Here is a 26,135-nt window from a genome sequence, read left to right as displayed (position 1 = left end):
AGTCACTATGGCGGACGAGTACTTCGAGCTGATCTGCGACAACGTACCCAACGCCGTGGTTCTGACCCATCCCGGGCCTCATACGATCGAGGTCGTGAAGGTGCTTCGCCGACGGACCGGGCTGGGTCTGTGGGACAGCAAATTGCTCCTGGATCACCTTCCGGCAACCATCCTCGAAGATGTATCGCAGGAGGCGGCCGAAGCCGCGGTCTGCGAACTCCTCGAAGTAGGAGCCAAGGCTGAAGTGCGACGATAGGCGCGCCTACAGGGCGCTTCACGGAACTCCGGTCAGAGCCAACAGAGCGTCATCACCGCCGGCACACCGTGCCGCTGCACCAGGTCCACGCCGCCGACGGCGGCCGGATCAGACAGAAACGCGTCTGCGAGCCGGACGGCGCGGAGGTGCCGTACGAGGAAGTCGCCCGCGGCTACGAGGCCCCGGACGGGCGCACCGTCGTGCTGACCCACAACGACCTCGCCGACCTCCCGCTCGCGACCACCCGGGAGATCAAGGTGCTGGGCTTCCTCGACCAGGGCCGCGTCGGCCCGATCAACTTCGACAAGACCTACTACCTCGGTCTCAGCCCTGCTGGTGCCCATCCGTACACGCTGCTGCGCCAGGCCATGCTGGAGGCTGGCCAGGTCGCCGTCGCCCGCGTGGCGATCCGGACCCGCGAGTGCCTGGCGGTCCTGCGGGTGCGAAAACGTCATCGTGCTCCAGACCTTGCCCTGGCCGGATGAGATCCGCTCCGCCGCTGGCATTGCCCCCGAGACCGTCCAGCTGCGCCCCACGGAGGCCCAGCTCGCCCGGACCTTGATGGACGCCGTCACCGAGGACTTCCGGATCGAGGCCGAGCACGACGAGTACGCCCATGCCCTGGAGCAGGTCGTCGAAGCCCGCCTCGCCGGGATCGAGCCCCCGCACGCCCCCGAGTCGCGAGTCCTGCCGCCCGGCGGAACCGTCCTGGACCTCATGGCTGTGCTTGAGCGCGCCCTCGCCGACGCCCAGGAGCGGCACCCGAAGACCACCGGTGCCGTGAAGAGCACCAGCACCACCAAGCGAACCGCCAAGAATACCGCGGCCCGCAAGAGCACCAGGAAGGCCCTGCCACCGAAGGCCGGCGGGGTGGCCCGAGGCAAGGGGCCGACCGGGGGCGCATGACACGGCCGGGCTGCCGGTGCACAAGTGCCCGGGTAGGGGGCCGGCCCCGACAAACCGGGACGGCCGGTCGATCTTCGGTTCGACCGGCCGTTTCGTCTTCCGTGGACGCCGGTCAGTTGGCGACGACGGTGGCCGCGGCCCCGCCGCGGTCGAGCTCGGCGTCGTAGATGTGCACGACCACGTTCACGGCGGACCTGATCCACGTGTCACCGGGCGAGGTGACGCCCACCGGAATGGTCACGGTCTCCCCGCCGGTGCAGGGGAGCTGGACCGAGCCGCGGCCCGATACGGCGGATTGCGTGGCCTGGACGGTGATCTTGACCCAATCGAATACCGGGAGGCACCGGTAGCTGACGGAGACGTTCAGTGTCTGCCCGGCATCCGCGACGGTGGCGCCGTTGACGCCTATGGAGAGTCCCCCGGCGCTCGCGGGCGCGGCTGCGAGGATCGCGCTCGCCATGGCAAGGGCGGGGACGGCCAGGAAACGGGCGAACTTGGTACGGGTAGATGCGCTCATGACAACCTTCTCTCCGGCAGTGGCCAACGGACGGGATGGGGTGATCGAGGGGAGCTTCCGAGCCCCCCATGCTGCGGTCCGCCACTGACTCGGGAGTCAAAAGAGTCGGTAGATGTCTGGATGACACGCGCATGAGGTCCTCGACGTCGCCTATCGCGGTGAGGTCCAGGACGAGAAGCGCGGGCCGGCCCGGAGCCGCGACGGCGCGGCGAAGCGGTACGGCCTCGACGAGGACCCCGCGGAGCTCGTCACGCGCGTACACCTCGGGGTCGGCGTTCTGCCGCTCCTCGTCGGTCATCGCGAAGCCGAGGTCACCCGGCTGGCCCCGCTCCCCCAACGAAGTCGTCGCCAACCGGGTCAGGCACTGCGCCAGAACCGGCTTCACCCGCGGATCGCCCGGCACACCGTCGACCGCCCCCACCAGTGCCTGCCCGGCGAGCAGCAGGGTGAGTGCGGGCTTGGGCGTTTGCGCAGGCAGGCGCAGCGTGGGGTTGAGGTTGGCGCGGCGGGCGCGCAGGAAGCGCGGCAGCGGTGGCATGGCGGGGGGTGAGCCCTTCGAAGACCGGCTCGTTGAACAGGCTGGTGAACAGCAGGTCGCTGTTGGTGCCGCGCCGGGTGGTGAGCAGGTCGAGGGCCTCCAGGGCGGCCTCCTCGGCGAAGATGAGCGGCTGCCAGTCGAGGAGGGTGTCGAGGTCGTGCGTGGGGGCGCCGCCGGTGGTGTAGGCGTGGAGCACGTCCCTGCCCCCTGTTCGGGCGTGCAGGCCGTCCACGTCCAGCACCAGGCTGTCGCGGGGCCCTCACGTCTGGCCCGTCGACGCGAGCCCGGAAGAACATGGCGGAAGGCGGTGACGGCCCCCCGCCCGGAGGGCTGTCGAGCAGGTTCGTGGCGGTCAGCCGGCCTTCGCCGGTTCCTCTGCCCGCGCCCGGGTCGAGGCTAGTTGGTAGGAGCGGGTGCCGGTCTCGGGGATGGTGCCGTTGAAGGTCCCCTCGGTCGTGCCCCGGTCGTGTCGCGCCGGCCCGGATCAGCCGGACGCGGTCGCGAGGCGGTGGACCTGGGCGGTCACCAGGTCGCTGCGCAGGGCAGGTGTGTGAGCAGTGTCGTCGGCGGTGAGGAGGAGGACGCGGTTGTCGCCGACGGCCGCGTAGAGGTAGACACGCGTGAACCCGCCCTGGGACGCCACCGCGCCGGTCGGTGCGACGATGCGGAAGCCCACGGCCGGAACCTCCAGCCCCTCGACGGGAACCGCCTCGACCCGCAGCTGCGGCCCGCCGTCCACCCGGAAGCCGGTGCAGCCGCCGCCGTACACGGCCTGCTCCAGCGCGTCGAAGCGTTCCCGGGACCGCCCGTCGGAAACGTTCCCGAGATCCGCCAGGGTTCGGTTGCCCAGCACGTTGTTGCCCGTGACGTACCAGCGACGGGCGGAGTTCGGCAGTTGCTCGGAAACCGCGGTGAGGACCGGCCCGCACGCCGGGTGCCGCTGGATCTGGTCGGCCAGTTCGGCCGGCGTGCCCGGCACGGCCTTGGCGGGCTCGGTCGTGCTGCCCGACGGTAGGTCGGCAACCTGTAGGAGCGAGGCGTCCAGTTGCTCGCGGGACAGGGGTGCGAGCGGCCGCCATGGCGCGGCCGGCGGGGGCGCCGGGGCTGGTGGAGCCAACGGAGACGCAGCGGCACCATGGTCAGGACCGGCCGAAGGCGGGGACCCCGGGGTCGGTGCGGACGAACAACCCGCCAACAGGCCGGTCATCGCCAGCATCACCGGCGCCACACGGACGACGAACCGCGTCAAGGGGATGCCTCCTGATCTCCCGGTTCCCGCCGGACAACGGCCTGGCGGAACAGGCCGGGGCGGGTACGGTCATTATGATCATTCGCCCAAGGGGCACGCGCGGCATTTTTCCTACGAACGGCACGGACTCAACATGGCCGCGGGCCGCCCGGGTCAGGCCCCGGCGGACGGGCCTGCGGCGACCGGCGCCACCGCCTCCCAGGTACCCGTCCGGGTTCGCGAAGGACCCCGCGGAGCGAGCTGGCCGTGGCGGTGTACAGGGCGACCGGGTCGGTGACCAGGCCGAAGGTGTCGTGCCTGCGGTCGTGGCGCTGGCCAGCCTGACATGGCAGCGGGAGCTGTGGCTCGGTCCGGATCAGTTCGAGGATCTCGACTACACCGTGCGCGTGCTCTTCGACGACTTCTGCGATGCGAACAACCCTCTGCCCTGGCTGGGGCGGTGCCTTCGCAGCGAGCAGGAAGTGGAGCTGATGGCGCGTCTTGGTGCGGCCAACAGCGCGGTACAGGACTCGGTTGGCGCCGCTGCCCGCGATGAGGTCTATCTGGACTCACCGGACTGGTCTGCCGTAGTCGCCGCGGCAGCCCGACTGGCCCAGGTGTTGGTGGCCAATGATCACTCGGCGTTGAGCAAGCTGCGCGACGCCGGCCACTCCTGGCCGCTCGGTACCGAGCCGGCTATGTCCGGGACGGAACACCAGCACATCGAGTAATGACCGCAAGGGGTCGTGGCAGTGACCGTTCTGGAAGACGTAGTCGTGCTTGTCAGTCGCAGCGACCCAGGCTTCCTTCAGCTTGTTGATGGCCCGTCGCAGGTGCCGGTACCGACGCGGTTGCCCCCGACCTCGCGAGAACACTCCCGGCGGGAGTTCCGGGCGCTGACGTAGGATCCGCCCCTGTGCAGAGTGATACGACCACTTTCGAGGGCCCTCAGGGGGCCGAGAAGCCCAGCGGCCTCCAAGCGATCTGGGCGAACACCCTGGAGCCGGTGGCTCCACTGCCCTGGTACCGGCGGGTGTCCCGCAAAGCTGTGATCACGGTGGTCGCGGTCGTCGGCCTGTTCGCCGCGCTGACCATCGCGGCGGTGACCGGGGCCGGCGCCCCGACGAGGCACCGGATCGTGCTCGCAGACCGGATCGGCGACCAGGTGCGGCTCCCGGACGACGGCAGCACCCTCGCCCTGCGCGCCGACTACGAGCGGCGAATGACGGCCCTGCGGCCGTATCGGGAGCTGACCGTGGCCGGCTACGGCTCCGCCGGGTCGGCCAGGACGACGCTGACCGTGATCGGGCTGACCGGCAGCTACCCGGACGTCCGACGGGAGCTGGACAAGTACTTCGGCAGGCTGACGATGAACGACCCGTCGGATGAGACGGTGACCGCTCGCCAGGACTATCCGGCCGGCCCCCTCGGAGGCGCCCTGGACTGCGCGGTGCTCGACTACCCGGCCGCGTCCCAGACCACCTGCGCCTGGGCGGACGGCAGCACCGTCGGCATCGTCGTCGACGAGACGGGCGCCAGCGAGCCCGAGGAACTGGCCCGTCGCACGCTGGACATCCGGGCCGCCGTCGAGGTTGAGGCGAAGGACTGATCGACGGCCCGGCCAGTACGGTGCAGACACGGCCCATGTACTGACCCGTGAGGTTGGGGACACGGCTGGCGGGTGGCTGACCCTTCAGGGCGGTGTGTCCGCGGTGGTGATTGTAGGTGTGGAACCAGTGCGGGAAGGCGTCGGGTGTTCCCCGCCTCAACCTGACGCAGCGGCCGGGACGTTGGGCATGGGGCACGGATTCAGGCAGCGTGGGCAGTCCGTCACCGTGATCGTGGTCTTGATCGGCTTCGGTGCCCGGGGCGTGCGTGGCTTGTGCCGACCCTGATCTTCATCCACTTCTGGCAGATCCTGCACCGGTCCTTGGTATATCGCTTGCGGCAGATCCGGCTGCGGCAGCGGGACGAGCAGAGGAACGCCCGATGCCCGAAGGCGCCGGGCGGCGGCATGGCCGTGTCGCACTCGAGCGGCAGGCCGCACTGCAGTAGAGCCGCCGCCGCGAGCACCCCCGGGGCAGCGGCTTGCGGCAGCACCGGCACGTTCGGGCAGCCCGGGGCACACCTCCGGAATGCGCCCCGGGCCGCCGTCAGTCGCGGTCGGCAGCGAGGGCGCCGTGCAGCCGCCGGGCGGCTGTCGACAGCGCCTTCGAGCACGACGAAGGGGCAGACCGCTCGGCCGCCCCTTCGTCGTACTGCTGGTCAGTGCGCGGTGGACTTCACCAGGTCGGACGGGTCGGTGTTCGCCCCGCACAGCACCACGCAGACCTTCTCCCCGCTGCCGGGCCGGTAGCTGCCCACCGTGGCGGGGCGGGTCGGCAGGTCGCGGTCGGCGACGTGCTGGTCCGGGGCGGTGAGCGCGGCCAGCGCGGTCGCGGCGCCCATCTCGACAGCCACCTTGTGGTGGTCCCACAGCGCCTGCCTCGCCCGAGCGATCTCCGTGTCCGGCACCAGCACGGAGTGCACGCCGTCCTGCTGGGCGGCGTGCAGGGCCATGGCGGAGGTTCGGCGGGCGCCGAGGGAGTCGGCGGCGATCGAGTCCACCGTGACGTCGACCAAGCGGCCGGCCTCGATCGCGGCGTTCAGCGCGCGGCAGTTCTCCGGCTCGACGGCGACGGTGCGGATGCCGTGGTGCTGGGCGGCGGTGGCGACGCCGGCGAACAGACCGCCGCCGCCGACCGCGACCAGCACGGTGTCCAGACCGGGGATCTGCTGGTGGATTTCCTCCAGCAGGGTGCCGGCCCCGGCGGCGATCAGCGGGTGGTCGTAGGCGTGCGAGGCGAGCGCGCCGGTGGCGACGGCGAATTCCTCGCAGGCCGCGAGGGCTTCGGCGTACTCCGCGCCGACCAGCCGCACCTCGGCGCCGTAGCCACGCAGCTTGGCCACCTTCACCGCCGGAGCGGTCTCCGGGAGGAAGACCGTCGCACGGATGCCCTGCTGCTGGGCGGCCCAGGCGCACGCCAGCCCGGCGTTGCCACCCGACGCGATGGTCACCCCGGAGTCCGGCAGGGTGTCGGCGTCACGGTGGGCCTGGATGAAGTTCTGCGCGCCGCGGGCCTTGAACGAGCCGGTGTGCTGCATGAACTCCATGGCCACCCACGCCTCGCACGGGATGACCTCACGCTCGTCCAGGGGGTCGCGGTGGGCGGTGCGGATCGCACCCGGGTCGACCTGGGCCAGGGCGACGGGACGGATGCGTCCGGCGATGCGATCGGTGGCGGCCTTGATGTCGCCGTAGGTGAGCTGGTGCACTTCGTTGCTCCTGCGATGGGGTGGTCACGACCAGGCGATGAGCCGGCCGGTGGTGGTCAGGCCGAGGAAGAACGCGAACGCGATCCGGCGGCCAGTGGGGTTCGGGGCGGCCGCGTGGAAGTTCGCGGGGTTGAACAGCAGGCCGTCGCCGAGCTGCGGCGCGAGGTCGACGCGCTGGCAGTACTCGACCGCCTCGACCCGGTAGCCGTACGCCTGGCGGTGCTGTTCGTCGGCGGGCTCCCAGCGGTGGCGCCGTACGGTGGTCGCCCCGCCCTCCTCCGGGACGCAGAGGCCGATGGGGAACTCGCGGTTGATGTCGTCGTAGTGGACCAGGGCCCCCGGCGCTGATCTCGCGCAGGGTGCCGCCGAAGACCGGGCGGCCGACGAGGGTGGCCGGGGCGACGGCGGCGCCCCAGGCGGAGCCGGGGCGGGCCGGCGAGACGGCGATCGGGTCCGGGCGCATCCCGGCCCACTGCCAGGCCGCGCGGGCGGTCTCCGCGTCGCGCCAGTACCGGCCGGAATCCAGCTGGCCATCCTGGCCGCGGTAGTCGTCGAGGACCGGACCGAACCGGACGATCGGGTCGGCACCGGGCCGGGTCGTAGTCGGCGGTGGGCAGCCGATCCAGCGCGGACAGCGCGCTCGCGCAGGTCTGCCGGTCGAGGAAGTCGGGGACGCGGACGGCCGCGAGGGTGCCGGCGGCGAGGTCGGCCAGGTGCCGGTCGGTGAAGGACGTGCTGCCCACGGCGGTGGACAGCGGGTCGAGTGCCGTGGTGCGGGGCATGTCGCCTCCGTGAGGATGCATGAGCCTACCGTGACGGTACGGTGTACCGTACGCTGACTCGCATGCCGAGGCAATCCACTTCCCTCAACCGCGCGACTCCCGAACGAATCGCTGAGCAAGCCCTGTTGATCGTGGATCAGGATGGGCACACCGCGCTCAGCTTCCGCACCCTGGCCACCGCGCTGGACATCCCCGTGGCGTCCCTCCAGCGCCGCGTCACCGACCTGGCCGGCCTGCTCGACCTGGTGACCGACCACCTCGCCGCCCGCCTGCCGCAGATCCCGCCGGGCACCGACTGGGCCACCGCGACGGAGGCGCGCTTCACCGCGCTGTACGAGCTGCTGACGGACCGTCCGGGCCTGGTCGCCCTGCGCGGCGACCGGCCCTGGCTCGGCCCGCAGCTGCTCAAACGCCTGGTGGAGCCGCAGCTCGCCGACTCCCTCGCCGCCGGCATGACCCCGGCCGAGGCGATCGTCACCTACCGGCGGCTGTACCTACTGACCCTGGGCAGCGCGAGCTTCGTCAACCACCGCGACCCCAAGGCCGCCCGGGCCGCCACCCGGCGCGCGCTGGCCGAACTCGACCCGGAGGAGTTCCCCGTGCTGACCGGGCAGCTCGGAGCCGTCCTGCCCGCCGTGGTCGACCACGAGGTCTACTTCGGCGCGCTCCACCAGCTCATCGCCGCCGCCGACCCGGCCCGGGCCGCGCTGGTGCCCGGGCCGGCGGCCGAGGGGAAGTAGATCAGCGCGGACAGCACCCCCGCCGCCTACCGCGGCCAAGCCGCGTGGCCCGAGCTGATCCACAGCCGCCCGGCCGTCGTCTACCCGCACCAGCTCGCCGCCGGCCCGGCGCGCGGCAGCGACGGCTGGGCCGGCCGGCGGCAGCCGGAGGGCTGGGCCGAGCCGCACCCGCTGTGGACGGCCGCCCTGGACGGCCGGCGGCTCACCGTCCCCAGCCCGGGCGGCCAGTGGCACACCGGGCCGCCGGCCGTCACCCGCGACCGGCGCCGGGCCGCCCGCACCGCCGGCGCCGTCCTCCAGATCACCGGCGCGTTGGCCGGGCGGGCGGGCGCTGGAGCGCCAGGCGACGACGACACCGGTGTTGACGGAACAACAACCACTAACTCGCTGTGGGCAGCTACTCCACGAGGCGAGGCGATCCTGGCCTCCCCCATGTGGCCGGAGATCGCCGCGACGATGCAGGAGCTCCAGGAACGGGGCGTCGACGTTCGACGGCTTCTGGCAGCCGCTTACGCGGAGGGGGTCGGTGTCGATCGGACGGTCGGCCGGAGGCCTGATGCCGCTCGGCGGCCGGCGGGCCCGCCGAGCCGGGATGCCCTTCGCTCCTACGGTCCGCTGACGGTGGGGCTGGATCTGCCGAGGGATCTCGACCTCGGAGACCGCCGAAGGGCACTGGCGCAGCTGGGTGTGAGCCAGACGGAGAACGCCCGCTTCGTTCGCTGGGTCTACGAGGCGATGCCCGGCCGGGAACGTGAGGCTGCGCTGCTGGTGAACTCCCGCCAGTGGCCGCTGCTGGCCGCCCGGATGGCGCGGATGCAGGACGACGGCAAGCCGGTCCGGGACCACCTGGCGCGGCTGATGGGCGACCGCGGGTGGGAGTCCGGCCCCGTCTCTCATCTCGTGCCGCGCCTCGTCCAGGCCGCCACCGAAGCACTGCGCAGGCCGGCGCACGACGCCGTCGCGTCGGCCGCCGTAGTGACCGACGCGGCCAGGGCCACCTCCGCGAGTGCTGGGCCGCCCCCGTCATGGACGCGCGGCGCAACGCCCGGCAGCCCCAAGCCCACCGCCCATCGAGCCCCTATCCCGAACCCCAACGCGGGCCGGTCAAGGTAGCGGTCCCGCCCCGATCGGCCAGGCCGACGCACAGCCTGCTCTTCCCGCGGCAACCGCCCACCTGCGCCGGGCTCCATCTCCGAGCCTCGATGATCCGGATCAAGGAACTCACCCGGAGGACCCGTTGATCGCAATCCGATGGGCGCCCTGATCAGAGCCTCGCGCCGGTGGAACTTGCGGGCGTGGTTCGGCAGGATCCGTTCCAGGAGGTCTCAGTGGCTGTCCGGGATCTTCGGGGCCCCTCATGTCCACGTCTCGAAGCGTTCCATGGCCCGCCGCCGAACCCGCTCCCGCGCGGCTCTCTCCGAGTCGGTCAAACCGCCGCCCTGCGCATACCTCACGGCACACCCCATCCGGGTGACATCGGAGCGTCCCGGTTCATTTCACCGGCTGATACGACATGGATCATTTCTGTGTTCCGGTGTCGCTCACTGGAACGATATTCGCGATCCACCCGAAGGAGCCCCGATGCGGCTGAGCATCTCTCGTAGGACCCCCATTTGCATGGGACTCACCCTCGTCGCTTTTGGCGTCATTACGCCACCCGCTACCGCACAAGCGGCCGCCTCGGACGCGGACGTACTCGGCGTTTCGCAGTCGGCCACGGGGCCCGTCAACCCGGCGCCCGGCATGCCCTCCGCCGAGGCGAGAAGGACCGATCGCGCCACGACCCAGGGGCCGATCGTGAACGTGGCCAGCTGCAGCGAGAGCGACCTGCAATCCGCGATCGGCGCTGTCGCGACGGTGGGCGGCACGGTCAACCTCAGACCGGGTTGCACCTACACCCTCACTGACGCCGCACCGCCGAACGACGACAACGGACTGCCGGTCATCACAAGCACCGTTACGATCAACGGAAGCGGCGACACCATCACGCGAGCGGCAAGCGCGGCCAATTTCCGCTTCTTCCAAGTCAACGGCTCCAATGGGAACCTCACTCTCAACAGCTTGACCCTCAGCAACGGTCACGCGTCCAGCAGCCTCGGCAACGGCCGGGGCGGTGCCATCTGGCTCAGTGGCGGCGGGCCCGAACTGACGCTGAACAACACCGTCCTCACCACCAACACCGCCGACAGCTTCGGCGGGGCCGTCGACAACGACAACGGCACGTTGACCGTCAACAGGAGCGTGCTCCGCAACAACACCGCGGCGGCCGGCGGGGCCCTGTTCGTCAGCCCGTTCGGAGGCTCCGGCACGGCGTCCGTCACCGCAAGCACGATCGTCGGCAACCACGCAAGAACCCTGGCCGGCGGGATCGCCGCCGCGGTCGGCACGACGGTGACGCTATCCGGCAGCGCAGTCTCCGGCAACGACGTCACCGGGAGCAGTGCGCAGGGCGGCGGCATCGCACAAGCCGGCACCATCACGCTGCAGACGAGCACGGTCACCGGCAACACCGCCACTGGTAACAATGCGCAGGGCGGCGGCATCTACAACGTGACCGGCACGGTGCGGCTCACCGACAGCCCGGTCTTCGGCAACACCACCAACGGTACGAACTCCCGCGGTGGCGGCATCGTCAACACGGCCTTCGGCAACGCGACTCTCACCCGTAGCCCGGTGACCAAGAACCAGGCGCTGGGAACGGGTGCAGACGCCGGCGGCATCTTCAGGGCCAGCGGCACGGTGACACTGAACGTCAGTCCCGTCGTCCTCAACCAGCCCAACAACTGCGGTAGCCCCAGCACCGTACCCGGCTGCGTCTAAGAAGCCGTTGTCGTACCGATCTTGGTGGACGCGGGTTCGACTGCGGGAACTCGGTCGGGCGATCTTGTCGCCCTCCGGGCATGAAGACAGGGCCTCCGGTGCAGCTCGGGGTTGTGGAGGCCCATGGTCGACGCCGTCGCCCCCGCTGTGGTGACGAGGAAGTTCGCCGAGGCGCTGCACGAGGGCCGCGAGGAGAAGGTCGCCGCCTTCCCGCTGGGCCGCCTCGGCGTCCCGGAGGACGTCGCGGGCGCGGTCGCCTTCCTGTGCTCCCCCGACGCCGGCTGGATCACCGGCCAGAGCCTGGTCGTCGACGGCGGGGTCACTCCCGGCGGTGGGATGTGACGCGGTGGGGGGGGGGGGGGGGGGCACCCACCACCCCCCCACCCCCCCCCCCCCCCCCCCCCCCCCCCCTCCCCCCCCCCCACACCCCCCCCCCCCCCCCCCCCCCCCCCCCCCCCTCCCCCCCCCCCCCCCCCCCCCCGCGCCGTCACGGCCCGGTCGTCGGACGGGCCTCAGAGGCCCAGTTCGCGAGCGATGATGTTGTGCTGGATGTCGGACGTCCCCGAGTAGAGCAACGACCCGACGGCGTCCCTGAGCTGCCATGACTCGGGGTTGGCGGACAGGTAGCCCTTCGCCCCCTGGAGACGCACGGCGTCGAGCGAGGACTGGACGTACGCCTCGGAGACGTACAGCTTGGCGACGGCCGCCTCCAGGGTGGCGTCCTTGCCCTCGTCCTTGAGCACGCCGATCCGCTGGACGAGTGCACGCGCGGCGTCGAGCCGGACCTTCATCTCGGCGATGCGGTGCGAGACGGCCTGGAACTTCCCGATCGGCTCACCGAACTGCTGCCGCCGGCGGGCGTGTTGGACGGCGTTCTCCACCTGGCGGCGCATCACGCCCAAGCATGCCGCCAGGATGGAGCCGCGCTCGTACTCCATGGCGCTCTCGAAGACCCAGCTTCCGCGACCGGGCCGCCCCAGCACGGCGCTGTCGGGCACCCAGCACTGCTTCAGGTCCACACGGCCCATCGCCGCGGTGCGCAGCCCCATCTTGTCGAAGGCGGGGCTGCGTTCCAGGCCGGGGGTATCGGCGTCCACGAGGAAGGCGGTGATCCCGAGCGGTCCGGCCTCTTTGTCGAGGGTGGCGTAAATGACGAGGAGGTCGGCCACCGGGGCACTGGTGATGTACGTCTTGGTGCCGTCGAGGAAGTAGCCGCCGCCGTCGGCGGGTCGCGCGGTCGTCTTCATCGCGTAGACGTCCGAGCCCGCCTCCGGCTCGGTCGAGGCGTTGGCCCCGATCAGCGTTCCGTCGGCCAGCCCGGGCAGGTAGCGTTCCCGCTGCTCCTGGGTGCCGTACAGCACCAGCGGGACCATGGTGGTCCAGAGGTGGGCGTTGAGCGAGAAGAGCAGGCCCTGGTCGTCGCTCCCGTAGCCGAGCCCCTCCATGACCGCGATCAGGTCGCTGAGCCGGGGCATCGACTCGCCCTCGTCCGGGATCGCCATCTTCAGCAGCCCGAATTCGGCGCACAGCTTCCAGGCGGCCCGGTCGAAGACTCCGTCCCGGTTGCGGCCGGGGATGTCGTCGTTCAGATTCTGGCGGGCGAAGTCCGCAGCACGTTCGAAGAGTTCCCGTTGTCGCTCGTCGGTTCCGCTTGGCACAGGCCCTCCAGATGACGGTAGTCGGTCTTTCCTGTGGACGTGCGGGGCAGCTCCTCCAGGGCCTGGAACCGGTCGGGGAGCATGTACCGGGGCAGGTACCCCTGGGTGTAGCGCTTCAGGTCCGGTGCCGACGGCGCCCCGGTGGGAGCGACGATGAACGCGGTGATGACGCTCTGGCCGTCGCTCTCGGTGCTGACCACGGCCGCGTCACTCAGGTCCGGGTGCGCCGCCAGGGCCTTCTCGATCTCGTCGAGCTCGATCCGGTAGCCGTGGCGCTTGACCATCCGGTCGCGCCGGCCCCGGAAGACGAAGACGCCCCCTTCCCGCCGGACGACGTCGCCGGTGTCGTACCAGAGGCGCCCGTCGGCGGTGGTAAAGTGCGACGCCGCCTGCACCGGCCGTCCGTCGCGCCAGTACCCCGGGAAGACCGAGGGGCCGGCGATCGCGAGGAACCCCTCCTCCCCGTCGACGGGGTTGTGGTCCTCGTCGACGAGCAGCGCGTCGCAGTGGGAGCACGGCGCACCGATGGGGTACTGGTCGTGGCGGTCGTCGGGGACCTCGTCGGGGATGGGGTGGTAGGTGCAGACGTTGGTCTCGGTGGGCCCGTAGAGGTTGAAGTAGTCGGGGCCCGGCCAGGTCTGCTTGATGCGGCGCAGTTTCGCCGGGGGGAAGGGCTCGCCCGCGAAGAGGACGAGCCGGAGGTCCGCGGGGGCCGGCGGGGCGGGTTCCATCGCACCGATCGCGCCGAGGATGGCCGGGGCCGAGTACCAGATGGTGATCCTGCGCGACGAGACGAATCTCGCGAGGTGGCGCGGGCTGGCCGCGAGGTCGGTGTCGATGAGGTGGACGCCGGCACCGTTGCGCAGCGCGGCGTAGACGTCGAAGACGGACAGGTCGAAGTGGAACGGCGCGTGGCCGGACAGCCGGTCGGCTTCGGTGACGGCGAAGGCGGCCGAGGCCCATTCGACGAAGCTGACGGCGTTGCGGTGGGTGATGGCCACGCCCTTGGGGGTTCCGGTGGAGCCGGAGGTGTAGAGCAGGTAGGCCAGTCGGTCGGGATCGGGCTCGACCTGCGGGGCGTCCTTCTCGTCCGCCGCGAGGACATCGGCCCACACTGCGTGGGGTGTGTCGGACGGTTCCTGTGCGCCGGGGGCCAGCAGAACCGGCGTCAGGTGCGGTTGGGCGGCGGTCCGGTCGAGGCGCAGAAGGGCGTCCGGTGTGGTGAAGGCGACACGGACCGCGCAGTCGGAGAGGATCTTGGCCGCGCGTTCGGCGGGGCCGTTCGCGTCGATGGGGACGTAGGCGGCGCCGGCGCGCAGCGTGCCGAGCATGACGGCGACCGTCTCGGGGGACTTGGGCAGCAGCAGGCCCACGCGGTCGCCCGGCCCCACGCCGTGGCGTGACAGGTACGCCGCGACCTTGGCGGACAGGCGGTGGAGCTCCCGGAAGGTGATGCCGCGTCCGTCGCTGCCGACGACGGCTTCGCCGTCCGGGAAGCGCTCGGCGGTGCGGCCGAGGTACTGGTCGAGGGAGTCCGGCGCTACGGTCGGATCAGCCTTCATTACCGGCGCCCCCGACGCGCACCTCGACGTACTCGACGATGTGGGTGACGGTCTTGAAGTACTCGCGCGGGTGGCTGACGCCGACCTCGATGTCGAAGGTGGTCTCCAGGAACGTGACCAGCTTCATGATGCCTATGGAGTCCAGGACGCCGCTCTCCACGAGCTCGAGGTCGTCGGGCAGCGCGCTCGGGTCGGTGTCCTTGATGATGTTCGCCAGGATGTAGGCGTGGATGCTGTCGTGGATGTCGCTCACAGTGGTCTCCGTGTGTCGGTGTGCTGACGCGAGGGCGTGTTGGCGCGATGGTGTGTCCGCGGTGATGGCGTTCCGAGGTGATGGCGTGTCGGGGTGATGGCGTGTCGGGGTGTCCGTGCTGCCGCACCGGGGATGGCGCGGAGGCAGAGGAGCCGCAGTGGGTCAGAGGCGCGGCGCGTTGAAGACGGTGGCCGGCTCCGGCTCGGGCGCGAGGATCGTGTCGGACCAGCGGAACACCGCGGCCCCGGCCTCCGCCTGGCCGCCGAAGGTGTAGAGGACGGTCAGGTCCCCCGGCTTGATGAGGCCCTGTGAGGCGGCGGTGAAGGCGTTGAACGGCATCAGGACCGGCCCGATGTTCGCGACCCGCGGGAACGTGTTGACGACCCTCTCGGAGGCGACCTTGAGTGCGCGTGCGGAGAAGTCGGCGTGCCAGGCGGTCGGGGTGTTCACGATGAAGGCGGCCACGTCGTCCCGGGTGGCGCCGGCTGCCTCAAGGGCGCCGTCGACGGTCTCCAGAAGAAACGGTTCCGCGGTGTAGCGCAAGACGTGCGCGATCGACGGGTCCACCCGGAGACGGATGCGCCGACCGCCGGCCGTGGTGCCCGAACCGTCCTCGACCGTGTCCATCATCCAGGTGCCGCAGGTCTCGCTGGTGTTGAGCGTCTTGGCGCCCAGGAGTCCGAAGCCCTCCTCGACCTCGCCCACGACGATCGCCCCCGCGGCGTCGCCGCACAGCCGGAGGGTGACGTCGTCGGCGTCGATGGCCCTCGCCAGCATCGAGGTGGCCACGACCAGGACGCGCTTCTTCAGCCCCGAGCGGACCAGCGCGCACGCGGTCAGCAGCGCGGAGAGGGATCCCGAGCAGGTGGCCTCGACGTTGAAGGCGCCGCCTCCCGTTCCCAATTCCTTCGCGAGGTAGCCGGCGTCACCGGATCCCACCCGGTCGGGGAACATGGAGACCACGATGAGCCCGTCGATGTCGCCCGGTTCGAGTCCCGCCGCGGTCAGCGCGCGGGTGGCCGCCTGCGCGCCGAGCGACAGGGAGGTCTCGCCCTGGGCCGCGACGCGGCGTTCCACGCTCCCGAAGAAGGGGTCGTCGATGTAGGGCTGCATGGCCGCGTCGAAGTGGTTGCGGGGCGTGGGGCCCACGCTGTCCCCCGAGGGCGTGGTGGGCGGAAGCCCCCACCAGTCGTTCGTTCGCAGGCCTTGGGGCAGGTACGTCGCCAGGGACAGGATCCCGACGGATGTCATGACCGAACCTTTCGTTGGACGACAAGGAGCGGGTGCGGTGGTGCTGCCGGCGAGGGGAGCGTGCGGGGCACGGGGAATCCGACGGCCGGCGCCTCCCTGAAGGGGACACCGCCGTGGCCGTGCCGCCACGGGCCTCGAACCACCTCCGGCGGATCGGCCGCAGGCTCGACCGGAATTCCGCAGCCGTCGGCGGGCGCGGGTGCACCCGCCGACGAATGTTTCAAGGGAGAGGACCGGACACCGGCGACCGGAATTGCAGACGGTACCCACGGGCGTCTCGCATGCAGGATGCGGACCCCGCGCCGTGCTTACCGAGGAACTGGGCGGTCCGACCGCCGCGGGAATTCGTTCCGACTTTCCCGCAGTGATCGGGCTCCGCTTCGAAGATCCTTGCAGAAAAGTCCCCCGCGTTCAAGGCTCCCCAGTCGCTCACGAACGCAGGCGCCTTCCGGTGTGACTCCTGTGCCGGAATTGGAGACCGGTGCACTCATGAGGCCCCACGAAGGGGCGGAATACCAAAAAATACCGACCGTGCCGAAGTCCCACTTTTCGGACGTTTCCCGTCGAACAGTCCGACCACCACCGCCCGGCCTACCAAAAAAGGCCGATCAATGGCCGGAATCAAAACGCCCCGGAAGAACCGGAACCGGCACGGTCCGCTCCGATTGAAACCCGTGGAAAACGAGGAACTGAAGTCACTCAGAGGATGCTAAGTCCGTTTCTGGATGACTGGTGTCGCCCGTTCGTGTGTACGGAGTCATTCAGGCTGACTCGCGTGTCGCGTGCCTTGCTGCCGGGGCATGGGAGGCCATCGCCGTCGAGGTGGTCCGCCGCACCCCCGACACCCAGGGCAAGGGCTTCGTTCCGCAACCGAAGCGGTGGGTGGTCGAGCAGGTGCGCCGTGAGGCGCTTGTTGATCGTGTGGAGGTGAGAGACCTGCACCAACTTGCTGTCGCAGCAGTCAAGTTGAAGCTGAGGGCAGCCTGATCCGGGAGGTGCCGGGGAGGGCGGGAAGCAGCCCTGACAAAGCCGGGGCGGGGCCAGTACTGCCAGATGGCCGTGTGCCCGGCGAGCGAGACGGAGAGGTGTACGCGAGAAACCGGTGTGTGAAGCCTCGTAACCAATCCCACCAGCTCGAACCTGGCGGATCTGGGCTGGGAGCGGTGCACGCCTGCCTCATGCTCGGGCGGGCGACTTGCGTGGCGGTCTCGTTCGCCGCCGCGCAAGGCCACGGTGAAAGTCTGCGGCGTAGCCGTGGCGATGCCGCCGGGGTATAGCCGGGCGCCTCCTCCGACAACCGATCACAAGTGAACACGGGAACCGTCCCAGTCCCGCCACGAGCCGTGTATCCGGCACGGAGATTCAGGCTGGGCCCATCGTCGGCCGACCGGGCCGGGGCGGGGCGGAGCCGCCGTAGTAGTCCGAGCGCGGGAAAGCCGCGTGCATGGCGAAGGGCGGCAGCGGGACACGAGTAGGAAGGGACTGCAATGCTCGAAGAAGCCGGGGTGGAGACCCTGGCCGCGCAGCACGACGCGCCACCGGTGCGTGGGCTGCGGGTACGGAAGATGCAGACCAAACTGCACCGCTGGGCGGTGGCCGAACCCGGCCACCGATTCGATGATCTGTACCACCTGGTCTGCGACCGCAGGTTCCTCGCGATGGCGTGGAGCCGGGTCGCCGGCAACACCGGTGCCCGCACGGCCGGGGTGGACCGGGCCACGGTCCGCTCCATCGTCGAGCAGGTGGGAGCGCCAGTGTTCCTGGACGAGCTGCGCGAGCAGCTGCGGCAGCAGGCGTTCCGCCCGCTGCCGGTGCGCGAACGGAAGATTCCCAAACACGGCGGGAAGCTGAGGAGTCTCGGCATCCCGACCGTGGCCGACCGCGTGGTCCAGGCGGCACTGAAGCTGGTGCTGGAGCCCATCTTCGAGGCCGACTTCGACTCGGCCTCCTATGGGTTCCGGCCCGACCGGAGGGCGCACGACGCGATCGCCGAGATCCACTTCTGGGGCACCCAAGGCTACCGCCAGGTCCTGGACGCGGACATCGAGGCGTGCTTCGACTCGATCGACCACACGGCCCTGATGGACCGGGTGCGGAGACGAATCAAGGACAAGCGCGTGCTCGCCCTGGTCAAGGCGTTCCTGAAGTCCGGGATCCTACGGGAGACCGGGGCGATGGAACCGTCCGAGACCGGCACCCCGCAAGGGGGAATCCTCTCCCCGCTGCTGGCCAACATCGCACTCTCGGTGCTCGACGAGCACGTGATGGGGCCGTGGAAGCCGGGCGGAACGATGTCCAGCGACTCACGCCGCTTCACGCGGGTGGCCAAGAACCTGCCCAACTGGCGGATCGTGCGCTACGCGGACGACTTCGTCGTGCTGGTCAGAGGCGAACGCCATCACGTCGAGGCGCTGAGAACGGAGATCGGCGAGGTCCTCGCTCCGCTCGGGCTGCGTCTGTCGCAGTCCAAGACGCGCGTGGTGCACATGGCCGACGGGTTCGACTTCCTCGGCTTCCACATCAAGTGGATGCGCAAGCGAGGAACGGACAAGTGCTACGTCTACACCTTCATCGCGGACAAGCCAGTCCGTGAACTGAAGCGGAAGATCAGGGCGCTGACCCACAGGAGGTCACAGGTCCCGTTCGCCGCCGTGCTGTCGAGGATCAACCAGATCCTTCGCGGCTGGGCCAACTACTTCAAGCACGCCGTCGCCAAGCACACCTTCAACGCGCTCCGATCGTTCGTGTGGTGGCGGGTGGTCAACATGATCACGTATCGGCGGCGCATGACGTGGACAGCCCTGCGCCGACAGTTCAAAGGCCCCCAGGGCTGGCGGCAGATTGCTCTGGACGGAGTCGAGTTGTTCAACATCGCCGCGGTGCCGGTCACCCGCTACCGCTGGCGCGGGCTGAACATTCCGACACCGTGGGCCGCATAGATCATCGCCCCAGCGGCAGCGACCCGTGGAGAGCCGGATGCGGTGAAAGTCGCACGTCCGGTTCGGCGAGCGGCTCGGGGAAACGGAGCAGGGGAAACCCGGCCACCGCGCCCCGAGCCGACTCTCCGTCAACGGCACCCTCATGCTCCACCGGCGCCTCGCCCGTGACTACGACCACCAGCTGGACAAAACGCCGCCTCCCGCGTCTGCTGGGCCTCCGCCGCGGGCATGCTCCGCCGCCTCACCACCCCCTGCCCCGCCTGGCGCGACGAGGTGGGGCTGGCCGCGTGAACGTCACCGAACTCCTGCGGCTGTTGCAGAGCGCACGTGAAGCGACGCGAACTGGGGAAACAAGACGGCCAGAAGATCAGCAACAGACACCCGACATGATCGCCAACCGTCAAGATCCGCGGGCGGCTTTCACGGAACTCGCGCCAGAACCAGATCCCACTGTCCCTTGACACCCGGGCATAGGAAGGCGGGACGCAACAGGTGCCGGACGGTCCGGGTGTCCGGGTGCCGGGATGCAACGGGCGGCCGGGGCAGCCGGATCGGTGGTCGCCCCCTGGCGGGAACAGGGACGGGCAGTAGGATCGGCGCGTTGCATCCCGCATACCGCTGGTAGGAGACTTTTCATGGCTCAGGTCACGCTGAAGGGCAACCCGGTACAGGTCGGCGGCGCACTGCCCGCCACCGGCACCCAGGCCCCCGCATTCACCCTCGTCGGCGAAGGACTCGCCGACGTGTCCCTGAAGGACTTCGCCGGCAAGCGCAAGGTCCTCAACATCTTCCCCAGCATCGACACCCCGACCTGCGCGAACTCGGTGCGCGCGTTCAACGCCAAGGCCGGCTCGCTCGACAACACCGTCGTGCTGTGCATTTCCGCCGATCTCCCCTTCGCCCAGGCCCGGTTCTGCGGCGCCGAAGGCCTCGACAACGTCAAGACCCTCTCCACCCTGCGCGCCCGCGACTTCCACGACACCTACGGCGTCGCCATCGCCGACGGCCCCCTCGCCGGCCTCACCGCCCGCGCCGTCCTCGTCCTCGACGAGAACGACACCGTCCTCCACACCGAGCTGGTCGCGGAGATCGCCGACGAGCCGAACTACGACGCCGCACTCGCCGTCCTCAACTGACCCACCCCGCACCCCATCCGACGGGCGCCACCCCTTTTTTGCGTACCACGAAGGCCCGCCCCCACACCCAGCGACCCACCCCCGCCCCGGGGGCGGGACCAAGGGCTGAGGGGGCGGGCCTTCACCCACCCACCAACCGGCCGGGGGCCCTCACCGCGCCAGCGCCCGCCCTGGGGCGAGGGCGAGTTCGGTGAAACGCTCCGCGATGAGCCGGTGGGCCCGCGGGGAAGGGTGGAGGCCGTCGGGCAGCGGGTGGGCTTCCTGGTCGTGCTCACCGAAGAGGGCGAGACCATCCAGGTGGTGCAGGTGGTGGTCGCCCTCGGCTCTGCGGTCGGCGACGATGTGGGCCAGTTCGGCGCGGATGACGGTAAGGGTCAGCCGACCCGCCGCGACATCGGCGGGGTCGCCCATGGCGCGGAAGCGCAGGGTGCCGCCGCTGAAGTCGGGCGCGAGCGGGCCAGGCACCGTCTCATGGAGCGGACACAGCAGCGGGGAGACGACCAGCAGCGGTGTGGTCGGGTGACCCTCCCGGACCGTGTCCAGGAAGCCGTGCACCGCCGGGGTGAAGGCACGCAGCCGCATCACGTCGGCGTTCACCACGTTGATGCCGAGTTTGAGGCTGATCAGATCCGCCGGGGTGTCACGGATGGCACGCGCGGTGAACGGGTCGAGCAGCGCGCCGCCGCCGAAGCCCAGGTTGACGAGGTCCAGACCCGCGCCGTTGGCCACCAGGGCAGGCCAGGTACCCGTCGGATGCTCGGCGTTGGAGCCATGGCTGATCGAACTGCCGTGGTGCACCCAGCGCCTGCGGGTGCCGGCCGGGAGCGGCTCGATCGGGGCATCGGTTTCCAGGGCGATCAGCTCGGTGGTCTCCGTGTGCGGAAGCCAGATCTCGACGGTCTTGTCCCGCCCCGGCAGGCCGGTGAACCGGGCGCTGCCGGGCGGCCCTTCGGTCAGTTCGACGCGGCCGGTGGCGAGGTCGACGGTGCGCACGTTCCCTCCGGGAACACCGGCCTGCGCGACCAGTCGGCCGTCCACCAGCAGGTCGTAGACGCCGTCCGGGACGTCCGGGACACCCGGATAGGCCCGCTTGGTGGGGACGGCGTGCAGGGTGACGGCGGTGGCATGGGTACGGAAGGCCAACCGCACACCGGAAGGCTGCGACTCGGCCATCGCGAGCTGCTCGTCCGGGATCCGCCGACGGGCACCGGCGGGCACCGGCGGGCAGGCGGTGCGGCAACAGGCCGCGGTGGGTGTGTTCGACATCGAGGTGGCCGCGAAGGAGGCCCTCGGTGACAGGGGTGGTGATCGTCGTCATGGCGCCACTCTCGATTCGTCCAGGCAAACAGGTCAAGCAAGTTCCTTGGGACGTACGGCCGGTGCGGGCACACCCCAGGCCGCACAAGGAACGGATCAGCCGGCCGAACGGACTCCACCCACGCCCAGCAGGGCGTCAAGGGTCAACGGCCGTCTGCATTCTCGGTGCCACCCGCTCCCCGCAGGCCCGGCGGCAGTCGTGTTGTTCCGTCCCCAGCGCCCCGGCATCGACCGCGTGGCGCATCCGCTTCTGCTGACGGGATGGGAAAGTTGACGCCTGCCGGCACTGCTCGGAGCGGTCCGCAAGGCCACCTATCCGGTGTGTCAGAGCCGTCTCGTGGTGAACAGGGTGGTCCCGTACGCCGCGTCCACTTCCTTCCGCTCGGTCTCGGTGAACCCGACCTTGGCCAGCACACGGCGAGAAGCGGTGTTCCAGTCCCAGACCGTGGCCCAGAGACGTTCGTATCCAGATGATCTCGCCCATTCCAGAACCGCCAACGATGCCTCAGTCGCGTATCCCTGACGCCAAACTCGGCGTAGCAGCTCGAACGCCAGTTCCGGTTCCCCGGTCGGTCCTCGCCCGTTGTCGACCAGCCCGCAGTAGCCGATGACGTCACGAGAGGCCTTCCGCTCGACCGCCAGCAACCCGATCGACCACAGCTGGTTGGTGCGGATCGAATCCTCGAGCTCCGCAACCGTGGGGTGTCCGTCCGCATCGATTCGGCGGTGCGGCGGCACTCGTGGATCACGTTCGGTCCACAGCTCACGCTGGACGACTGCCTCGGCCACCCGCCAAGGTCTGAGTAGCAGGCGAGTCGTCTCGAGTACAACCTCGCTGCCCGGAGTCGCGCCATCTGCCATGACATCAACCATCTCACGGGCGAACGCACTGTCGGGGGCCACGGGGCGCGTGGTCGGTCCTGCCGATCGTGGACGCTCGATGTGCGGGACCACCGAGGCCAGTTGCTGAGCGGCGTATTGGACCTGTGCACCCTCCACCCACCAGCGGGCTTCCCACACCCACCAACCGGCCGGGGCCCTCACCGCGCCCGCGCCCGCCCCGGAGGTGAGGGCGAGCTCGGCGAGAGGCCCGCGATGAGCCGACGGGCCCGCGGACAGGGATGGAAGCCGCCCGGAAACGGGTAGGCGTCCCGGTCGGATCCGCCGTAGAGAGCGAGAGCGACCACGTACTGCAAGCGACGGCCACCCTCGGCACCGCGGCGGGCGACGATCCGGGCCGGCTTGCGCGGATGACGTGAGGGTCAGCCGACCCGCCGCGACATCGGCGGGGTCGCCAGTGGCTCGGAAGCGCACGGTGCCGCCGCCGACGTCGGGCGCGAGCGGCCCCGGCACGGTCTCGTGGAGCGGACACAACAGCGGCAAGACGACCAACAGCGACGCGGCCGGGCGACCGTCCCGGATGATGCGTGGCGCGTGGCCACACGCGAGCCGAAGTCGCCCCCCGAGGCCCAGGAAGGTGAGCGACGGCAGGCCGCCGACCGCGGCGGCGGCTCGGAAGTCGGCGAGGAGGCCGAAGTGCGAGACCGCGGCGGACTGGACGTCGGGGAACTCCCCCCGGGTGAGCGGCTGCTTGTCGTACCCGTACACCGGCCAGCCGATGCCGTGGCCGGAGAGCAGGCGAAGACGCTCGAGGTGGTACTGGTGTGGCGAGGTGCTGACGACGGCGGGCGCGGTGGAGAGTGGACGTAGAACCGATCCGGCCCCGGCCCGCCCGCATCCGGAGGAGCCCGCTTGAACGCCGACAGCCCGCACGTGAACGCCGACGGTTCGCACGGCCCCCTGCCGCCGCTGCACCTGCCGCGGCGCACCCGGATGCTGCTGTGGGCGGCCCTGCTGGTGCTGGTCGGGGCCGTGGCGGCAGACGTGCTCGCCGGCCCGGGGGTCACGCTCACCCCCATGCTCGCGGTGACACCCATGGTGTCCGCCCCCGCCACCCGCAATCCGCGGGTCCCGCTGGCGACGGGGGCGGTCGCGGCCGTGGTGGCGGCGCTGATCGCGTACTTCGTCGACGTGGCTCTGCCCATCTCCGTCCACATCGCCTCCCTGCTCTCGATCACCGCCGCCAGCCTGGCCAGCGCCGCCGCCGTCGCCCTGATGGCCTCCCGGGAGCGCGAGCTGTTCCACGTACGCAACGTCGCCGAGGCGGCGCAGCGGGCCCTGCTGCGCCCGCCGCCGGAGCGGATCGGACAGCTACGGATCGCCGTGCGCTACACCGCGGCGGCGGCCGAGTCACGGATCGGCGGCGACCTGTACGAGGTGACGGAAACCCCGTACGGCGTACGGATCATCCTCGGCGACGTCCAGGGCCACGGCCTGGCGGCGGTGGAGACGGCCGCCGACGTGCTGGGGGCGTTCCGCGCGGGCTCACGCATCGTGGCGAACCTCGCCCAGCTGGCCGAGCGGATGGACAGGATCCAGGCGAGCCACGCGATGCAGGAGCGGTTCGTCACGGCACTGCTGCTGGAGGTGCCTCCCGCCGGACCGGCCAAGTTCGTCAACTGCGGCCACCCATCCCCGCTGCTGCGCCGGGCCGGGCGGGTGGTGGAGCTGGAGCCTCCTACAGCGGCCCCGCCACTGGGCCTGCGCGACCTGGTCGGCGGCCGGTACCAGGCAGGCCTCTTCGAACCGCGCAGGGGTGATCTGCTGCTGCTCCACACCGACGGCGTCTCCGAGGCTCGGGACCGCGCCGATCGCTTCTACCCGCTCGCCGAACGCCTCGCGGCCCTGCGCGCCTCCTCGCCGGAGGATTTGCTGGATCTGCTGCTGGCGGACGTGGGCCGCTGGGCCGAGCACGGGCTGATCGACGACGCCGCGCTGCTGGCGCTGCGCTGGGACCGCTGACCTGGCCCGCGGTCGCGGCGATGCCGAACTGTTCCTGGTGCGGTGCGCCGACCGCCTGCCAGGGCTCGATGGCGCCCTCGCCCTGGTCCCACAGGCGCAGTGGGCACGAACAGGTACCGACGAGCGCTACTGGGCGGTGCGCCGAAGGGGCGGCGGCCGCCGATAACCGGTGGGCCGAAGGCGGGCCCGCCGACACACTGGGGCGGTCGTCCCGTCGCCGGAGTAGGAGATGAGCCCGTGGAGGAGCCGCAGTTCACCGCGCTGGTGACCGGATCCGGAAACGGGGGCCGGATTCCCTGCGGGCTGTCAGGGCGGTGACCGGGCTGAGCCTGTGGCACAGCAAGTTGCTCCTGGGCAGCGCCCCTGCGGTGGTTCTGGAGGAGGTCCCGTTCGACATCGCCGTTACCGCCGCCCGGCGGCTGCGGGAGGCCGGCGTGCCGCAGCCGTCCGCTGCACCTGGTGCGACCGGACGGTGCCCGGCGACGAGGCGTCGCTCGACCCGGGCCCCTGCGCATCCCGCTACTGGCCGACCGCCCATTGCCGGGCGAACGCCCTCACCAGCTGTGACTGCCAGTTCTGTAGCGTATACGGGCCCGTCCACCTCACCCTCTGGCGCCCCTGGGACGGCAACGGCGTCAGAGGGTGAGCACGGGCACCCGCGGAGTTCGAACGGCCGGCGGCACAGCCGAACGCGCCGACCCTCACCGAGCGGTCGGCCGCACACGGACGACGGCCACCCATGGTGCACCAGGCCACCGGGGTCGGTGAGGGCGCCGAGGATGCCGGGTGCCGGTTCGGGCGAACGGCTGTCGTATCGCGTCCGCGCCTGCCACCATGGGCGGCATGTCGCAGGAGGAGCCGGACCCGTCCACCACGACCCGTGTGGAGAACCTCTTTGCCGGAGGGTCCACTGTCGGCGGCTCGGTGGTGCAGGCCGGGACCGTGAACGGCGGTGTGCACGTCCACTCGGCGGCGCGACCGATGCGGCCGCCGGGCGCCGGCACGGTGGAGGTCCTGGCCGAGTACTGCGATCCGGTCACCCAGTGGGTGGTGATCCCCGCGGATGCGGAGGTGACCGACCTTCCGGTGCGGTTACCGGGACAGCTCAAGGGCGAGGAGGACGTGCTCGGCTGGGCACGCGGGCACGGCGGTGCGGACTTCGAGAGCACCGTGCTGTCCGTCACCGTGACCAACCGTTCGGACGCCCACCTCACCCTGCGCGACCTGCGGGCCGAGGTCCTCGACCGCGTCGAGCCGTTCCGCGGGGCGATGGTCCAACTGCAGCCCGCCGGATCCCGTAGCGTTCCCGAGCTGGAACTCGACCTCGACCAGGAGCGCCCGGTGCTCTGGGAGGTGGACGAGTTCACCCGTCAACGGGTCGGCGCCCGCCCGTTCCTGGACCGGACCCATGTACGGCTGGCCCCGGACGAGTCCGAACGCTTCATCGTCACCGCGCAGATCCGCCGTTCCTGCTGCGCGTGGCAGCTGGCCACGGTCTTCCGCGCGGACGACGGAGCCGAGTTCACCGTCCGCCCCGAGCGGCGCTTTCGGACCACGGGGCTTCCGGTGACCGGCCTCGGCCCCGTCCTGGCCTGGCAGTGGTTCGACGAGCCGCCGGCGTTCAAGGCGTCCACGGCCTGGCACGACTGGTGCAGCCCCGGCAACCCGGAACCGGAACTCCCGGAAGCGCCCCGCGAGTTGCGCAAGCTGGCCGGACGCTTCGGCCCACACCTGGCACACTTCCTCAGCACGGGCACCAAGGGCCCCGAGCAGCAGCTCAGGCTCGCCGCGGCGCTGCCCGCCGTACGGCTGGCCGTCGACCTCGTCAAGGCCGAGCGCAAGAACCGGCAGGAGCACGCCGCCCGCCTCGCCGCCGAGCTGCGCGGGCGGTTCCCGCAGGCGATCGTGGAGCAGGCCCTCACCGTCGCGCTGCTCGCCGCGGGCCTCACCCACGGCATCCCGCCGGCCAACCGGGAACAGCTCACCGCCTACCTGACGCACACCCCCGCCGCCCAGGTCCTACGGCCGATGATCGCCGCCGTCGCGCGGCGGTAG

22 protein-coding genes and 5 pseudogenes are annotated in these 26,135 nt (G+C 70.9%); 13 read left to right on the top strand and 14 right to left on the bottom strand.

Annotation, left to right across the window (positions count from 1 at the left end; genetic code table 11):
• The first annotated feature begins 7 nt into the window (after positions 1 to 7).
• From ACZ5OX_RS32225 to ACZ5OX_RS32215, 3 genes are all read left to right on the top strand, one after another.
• Positions 8 to 256, top strand: a complete 249-nt coding sequence (locus ACZ5OX_RS32225; protein ID WP_465634909.1) for a ribosomal protein L7/L12 — start codon at positions 8 to 10, stop codon at positions 254 to 256.
• A gap of 68 nt (positions 257 to 324) precedes the next feature.
• Positions 325 to 741, top strand: a complete 417-nt coding sequence (locus tag ACZ5OX_RS32220) for a Ku protein (RefSeq protein WP_465634907.1) — start codon at positions 325 to 327, stop codon at positions 739 to 741.
• Positions 713 to 1,162 carry a hypothetical protein gene (locus ACZ5OX_RS32215; RefSeq protein ID WP_465634906.1) on the top strand — a complete coding sequence of 150 codons (450 nt, stop codon included), beginning with the start codon at positions 713 to 715 and terminating at the stop codon, positions 1,160 to 1,162. Before ACZ5OX_RS32220 ends, ACZ5OX_RS32215 begins: the two co-directional genes overlap by 29 nt.
• A gap of 112 nt (positions 1,163 to 1,274) precedes the next feature.
• Here ACZ5OX_RS32215 and ACZ5OX_RS32210 read toward each other — a convergent pair whose 3' ends face one another.
• The 4 genes and pseudogenes from ACZ5OX_RS32210 to ACZ5OX_RS32195 form a co-directional block, all read right to left on the bottom strand.
• Positions 1,275 to 1,679: a hypothetical protein gene (locus tag ACZ5OX_RS32210; protein WP_465634904.1), complete on the bottom strand. Its 405-nt coding sequence runs from the start codon at positions 1,677 to 1,679 to the stop codon at positions 1,275 to 1,277.
• A gap of 311 nt (positions 1,680 to 1,990) precedes the next feature.
• A complete protein-coding gene (locus ACZ5OX_RS32205) occupies positions 1,991 to 2,413 on the bottom strand; it encodes a hypothetical protein (protein WP_465634903.1) in 423 nt (140 codons plus the stop codon).
• A 156-nt stretch (positions 2,414 to 2,569) separates the two neighbouring features.
• Positions 2,570 to 2,662: pseudogene (locus ACZ5OX_RS32200) on the bottom strand (ATPase); the annotation flags it as partial.
• Between the two features lie 39 nt (positions 2,663 to 2,701).
• Entirely contained in the window at positions 2,702 to 3,196 is a 495-nt protein-coding gene (locus tag ACZ5OX_RS32195; RefSeq protein ID WP_465634902.1) for a hypothetical protein, read from the bottom strand.
• A 563-nt stretch (positions 3,197 to 3,759) separates the two neighbouring features.
• Here ACZ5OX_RS32195 and ACZ5OX_RS32190 point away from each other — a divergent pair.
• Positions 3,760 to 4,176: an SCO4402 family protein gene (locus ACZ5OX_RS32190; RefSeq protein WP_465634900.1), complete on the top strand. Its 417-nt coding sequence runs from the start codon at positions 3,760 to 3,762 to the stop codon at positions 4,174 to 4,176.
• Between the two features lie 185 nt (positions 4,177 to 4,361).
• Positions 4,362 to 5,054, top strand: coding sequence for a hypothetical protein (locus tag ACZ5OX_RS32185; protein WP_465634898.1), 693 nt, complete (start codon positions 4,362 to 4,364; stop codon positions 5,052 to 5,054).
• Between the two features lie 37 nt (positions 5,055 to 5,091).
• On the opposite strand, the pseudogene ACZ5OX_RS32180 reads toward ACZ5OX_RS32185, so the two are convergent.
• The 3 genes and pseudogenes from ACZ5OX_RS32180 to ACZ5OX_RS32170 form a co-directional block, all read right to left on the bottom strand.
• A pseudogene (locus ACZ5OX_RS32180) lies at positions 5,092 to 5,196 on the bottom strand (IS481 family transposase); the annotation flags it as partial.
• A gap of 514 nt (positions 5,197 to 5,710) precedes the next feature.
• Positions 5,711 to 6,760 (bottom strand): threonine/serine dehydratase, encoded by a 1,050-nt coding sequence (locus tag ACZ5OX_RS32175; RefSeq protein ID WP_465634896.1) that lies wholly within the window; start codon positions 6,758 to 6,760, stop codon positions 5,711 to 5,713.
• 24 nt (positions 6,761 to 6,784) lie between these two features.
• The gene (locus ACZ5OX_RS32170) at positions 6,785 to 7,294 is read right to left on the bottom strand and encodes a hypothetical protein (RefSeq protein WP_465634894.1); all 510 of its coding nucleotides are present in this window, start codon (positions 7,292 to 7,294) and stop codon (positions 6,785 to 6,787) included.
• A 379-nt stretch (positions 7,295 to 7,673) separates the two neighbouring features.
• On the opposite strand from ACZ5OX_RS32170, the gene ACZ5OX_RS32165 reads away from it, so the two are divergent.
• Both ACZ5OX_RS32165 and ACZ5OX_RS32160 read left to right on the top strand, forming a co-directional pair.
• Complete coding sequence (locus ACZ5OX_RS32165) at positions 7,674 to 8,282, top strand: TetR/AcrR family transcriptional regulator (RefSeq protein ID WP_465635023.1); 609 nt, start codon at positions 7,674 to 7,676, stop codon at positions 8,280 to 8,282.
• A gap of 432 nt (positions 8,283 to 8,714) precedes the next feature.
• Entirely contained in the window at positions 8,715 to 9,395 is a 681-nt protein-coding gene (locus ACZ5OX_RS32160) for a hypothetical protein (RefSeq protein ID WP_465634893.1), read from the top strand.
• Positions 9,396 to 9,649: 254 nt separating this feature from the next.
• Here ACZ5OX_RS32160 and ACZ5OX_RS32155 read toward each other — a convergent pair.
• A pseudogene (locus tag ACZ5OX_RS32155) lies at positions 9,650 to 9,736 on the bottom strand (helix-turn-helix domain-containing protein); the annotation flags it as partial.
• Between the two features lie 163 nt (positions 9,737 to 9,899).
• Between ACZ5OX_RS32155 and ACZ5OX_RS32150 the strand changes: the two are divergent.
• Together ACZ5OX_RS32150 and ACZ5OX_RS32145 are read left to right on the top strand one after the other, a co-directional pair.
• The gene (locus ACZ5OX_RS32150) at positions 9,900 to 11,102 is read left to right on the top strand and encodes a hypothetical protein (protein ID WP_465634891.1); all 1,203 of its coding nucleotides are present in this window, start codon (positions 9,900 to 9,902) and stop codon (positions 11,100 to 11,102) included.
• Between the two features lie 126 nt (positions 11,103 to 11,228).
• Positions 11,229 to 11,444, top strand: a pseudogene (locus ACZ5OX_RS32145) (SDR family oxidoreductase); the annotation flags it as partial.
• A 170-nt stretch (positions 11,445 to 11,614) separates the two neighbouring features.
• On the opposite strand, the gene ACZ5OX_RS32140 reads toward ACZ5OX_RS32145, so the two are convergent.
• The 4 genes from ACZ5OX_RS32140 to ACZ5OX_RS32125 form a co-directional block, all read right to left on the bottom strand.
• The gene (locus ACZ5OX_RS32140; RefSeq protein ID WP_465634889.1) at positions 11,615 to 12,760 is read right to left on the bottom strand and encodes an acyl-CoA dehydrogenase family protein; all 1,146 of its coding nucleotides are present in this window, start codon (positions 12,758 to 12,760) and stop codon (positions 11,615 to 11,617) included.
• On the bottom strand, positions 12,688 to 14,322 hold the full coding sequence (locus ACZ5OX_RS32135; RefSeq protein ID WP_465634887.1) for an amino acid adenylation domain-containing protein: 1,635 nt from the start codon (positions 14,320 to 14,322) through the stop codon (positions 12,688 to 12,690). Before ACZ5OX_RS32135 ends, ACZ5OX_RS32140 begins: the two co-directional genes overlap by 73 nt.
• A complete protein-coding gene (locus tag ACZ5OX_RS32130) occupies positions 14,312 to 14,575 on the bottom strand; it encodes an acyl carrier protein (protein WP_449810299.1) in 264 nt (87 codons plus the stop codon). The genes ACZ5OX_RS32135 and ACZ5OX_RS32130 overlap by 11 nt, the downstream gene beginning before the upstream one ends.
• Before the next feature lie 162 nt (positions 14,576 to 14,737).
• Positions 14,738 to 15,826 (bottom strand): 3-oxoacyl-ACP synthase III family protein, encoded by a 1,089-nt coding sequence (locus ACZ5OX_RS32125; RefSeq protein ID WP_465634885.1) that lies wholly within the window; start codon positions 15,824 to 15,826, stop codon positions 14,738 to 14,740.
• Between the two features lie 1,505 nt (positions 15,827 to 17,331).
• Between ACZ5OX_RS32125 and ltrA the strand changes: the two genes are divergently transcribed.
• A complete protein-coding gene (gene ltrA, locus ACZ5OX_RS32120) occupies positions 17,332 to 18,765 on the top strand; it encodes a group II intron reverse transcriptase/maturase (protein ID WP_465634884.1) in 1,434 nt (477 codons plus the stop codon).
• A gap of 635 nt (positions 18,766 to 19,400) precedes the next feature.
• Positions 19,401 to 19,901, top strand: coding sequence for a thiol peroxidase (gene tpx, locus ACZ5OX_RS32115; RefSeq protein WP_465634882.1), 501 nt, complete (start codon positions 19,401 to 19,403; stop codon positions 19,899 to 19,901).
• 150 nt (positions 19,902 to 20,051) lie between these two features.
• On the opposite strand, the pseudogene ACZ5OX_RS32110 reads toward tpx, so the two are convergent.
• Positions 20,052 to 21,219: pseudogene (locus ACZ5OX_RS32110) on the bottom strand (GDSL-type esterase/lipase family protein).
• Positions 21,220 to 21,542: 323 nt separating this feature from the next.
• Positions 21,543 to 22,079: a GNAT family N-acetyltransferase gene (locus ACZ5OX_RS32105; protein WP_465635022.1), complete on the bottom strand. Its 537-nt coding sequence runs from the start codon at positions 22,077 to 22,079 to the stop codon at positions 21,543 to 21,545.
• 891 nt (positions 22,080 to 22,970) lie between these two features.
• Between ACZ5OX_RS32105 and ACZ5OX_RS32100 the strand changes: the two genes are divergently transcribed.
• On the top strand, positions 22,971 to 24,080 hold the full coding sequence (locus ACZ5OX_RS32100) for a PP2C family protein-serine/threonine phosphatase (protein ID WP_465634881.1): 1,110 nt from the start codon (positions 22,971 to 22,973) through the stop codon (positions 24,078 to 24,080).
• 843 nt (positions 24,081 to 24,923) lie between these two features.
• Positions 24,924 to 26,135 carry a hypothetical protein gene (locus tag ACZ5OX_RS32095; RefSeq protein WP_465634879.1) on the top strand — a complete coding sequence of 404 codons (1,212 nt, stop codon included), beginning with the start codon at positions 24,924 to 24,926 and terminating at the stop codon, positions 26,133 to 26,135.

The sequence above is a fragment of the Kitasatospora sp. NPDC032121 genome, from assembly GCF_055580145.1.
This window is presented reverse-complemented; position numbering and strand designations above follow the sequence as displayed.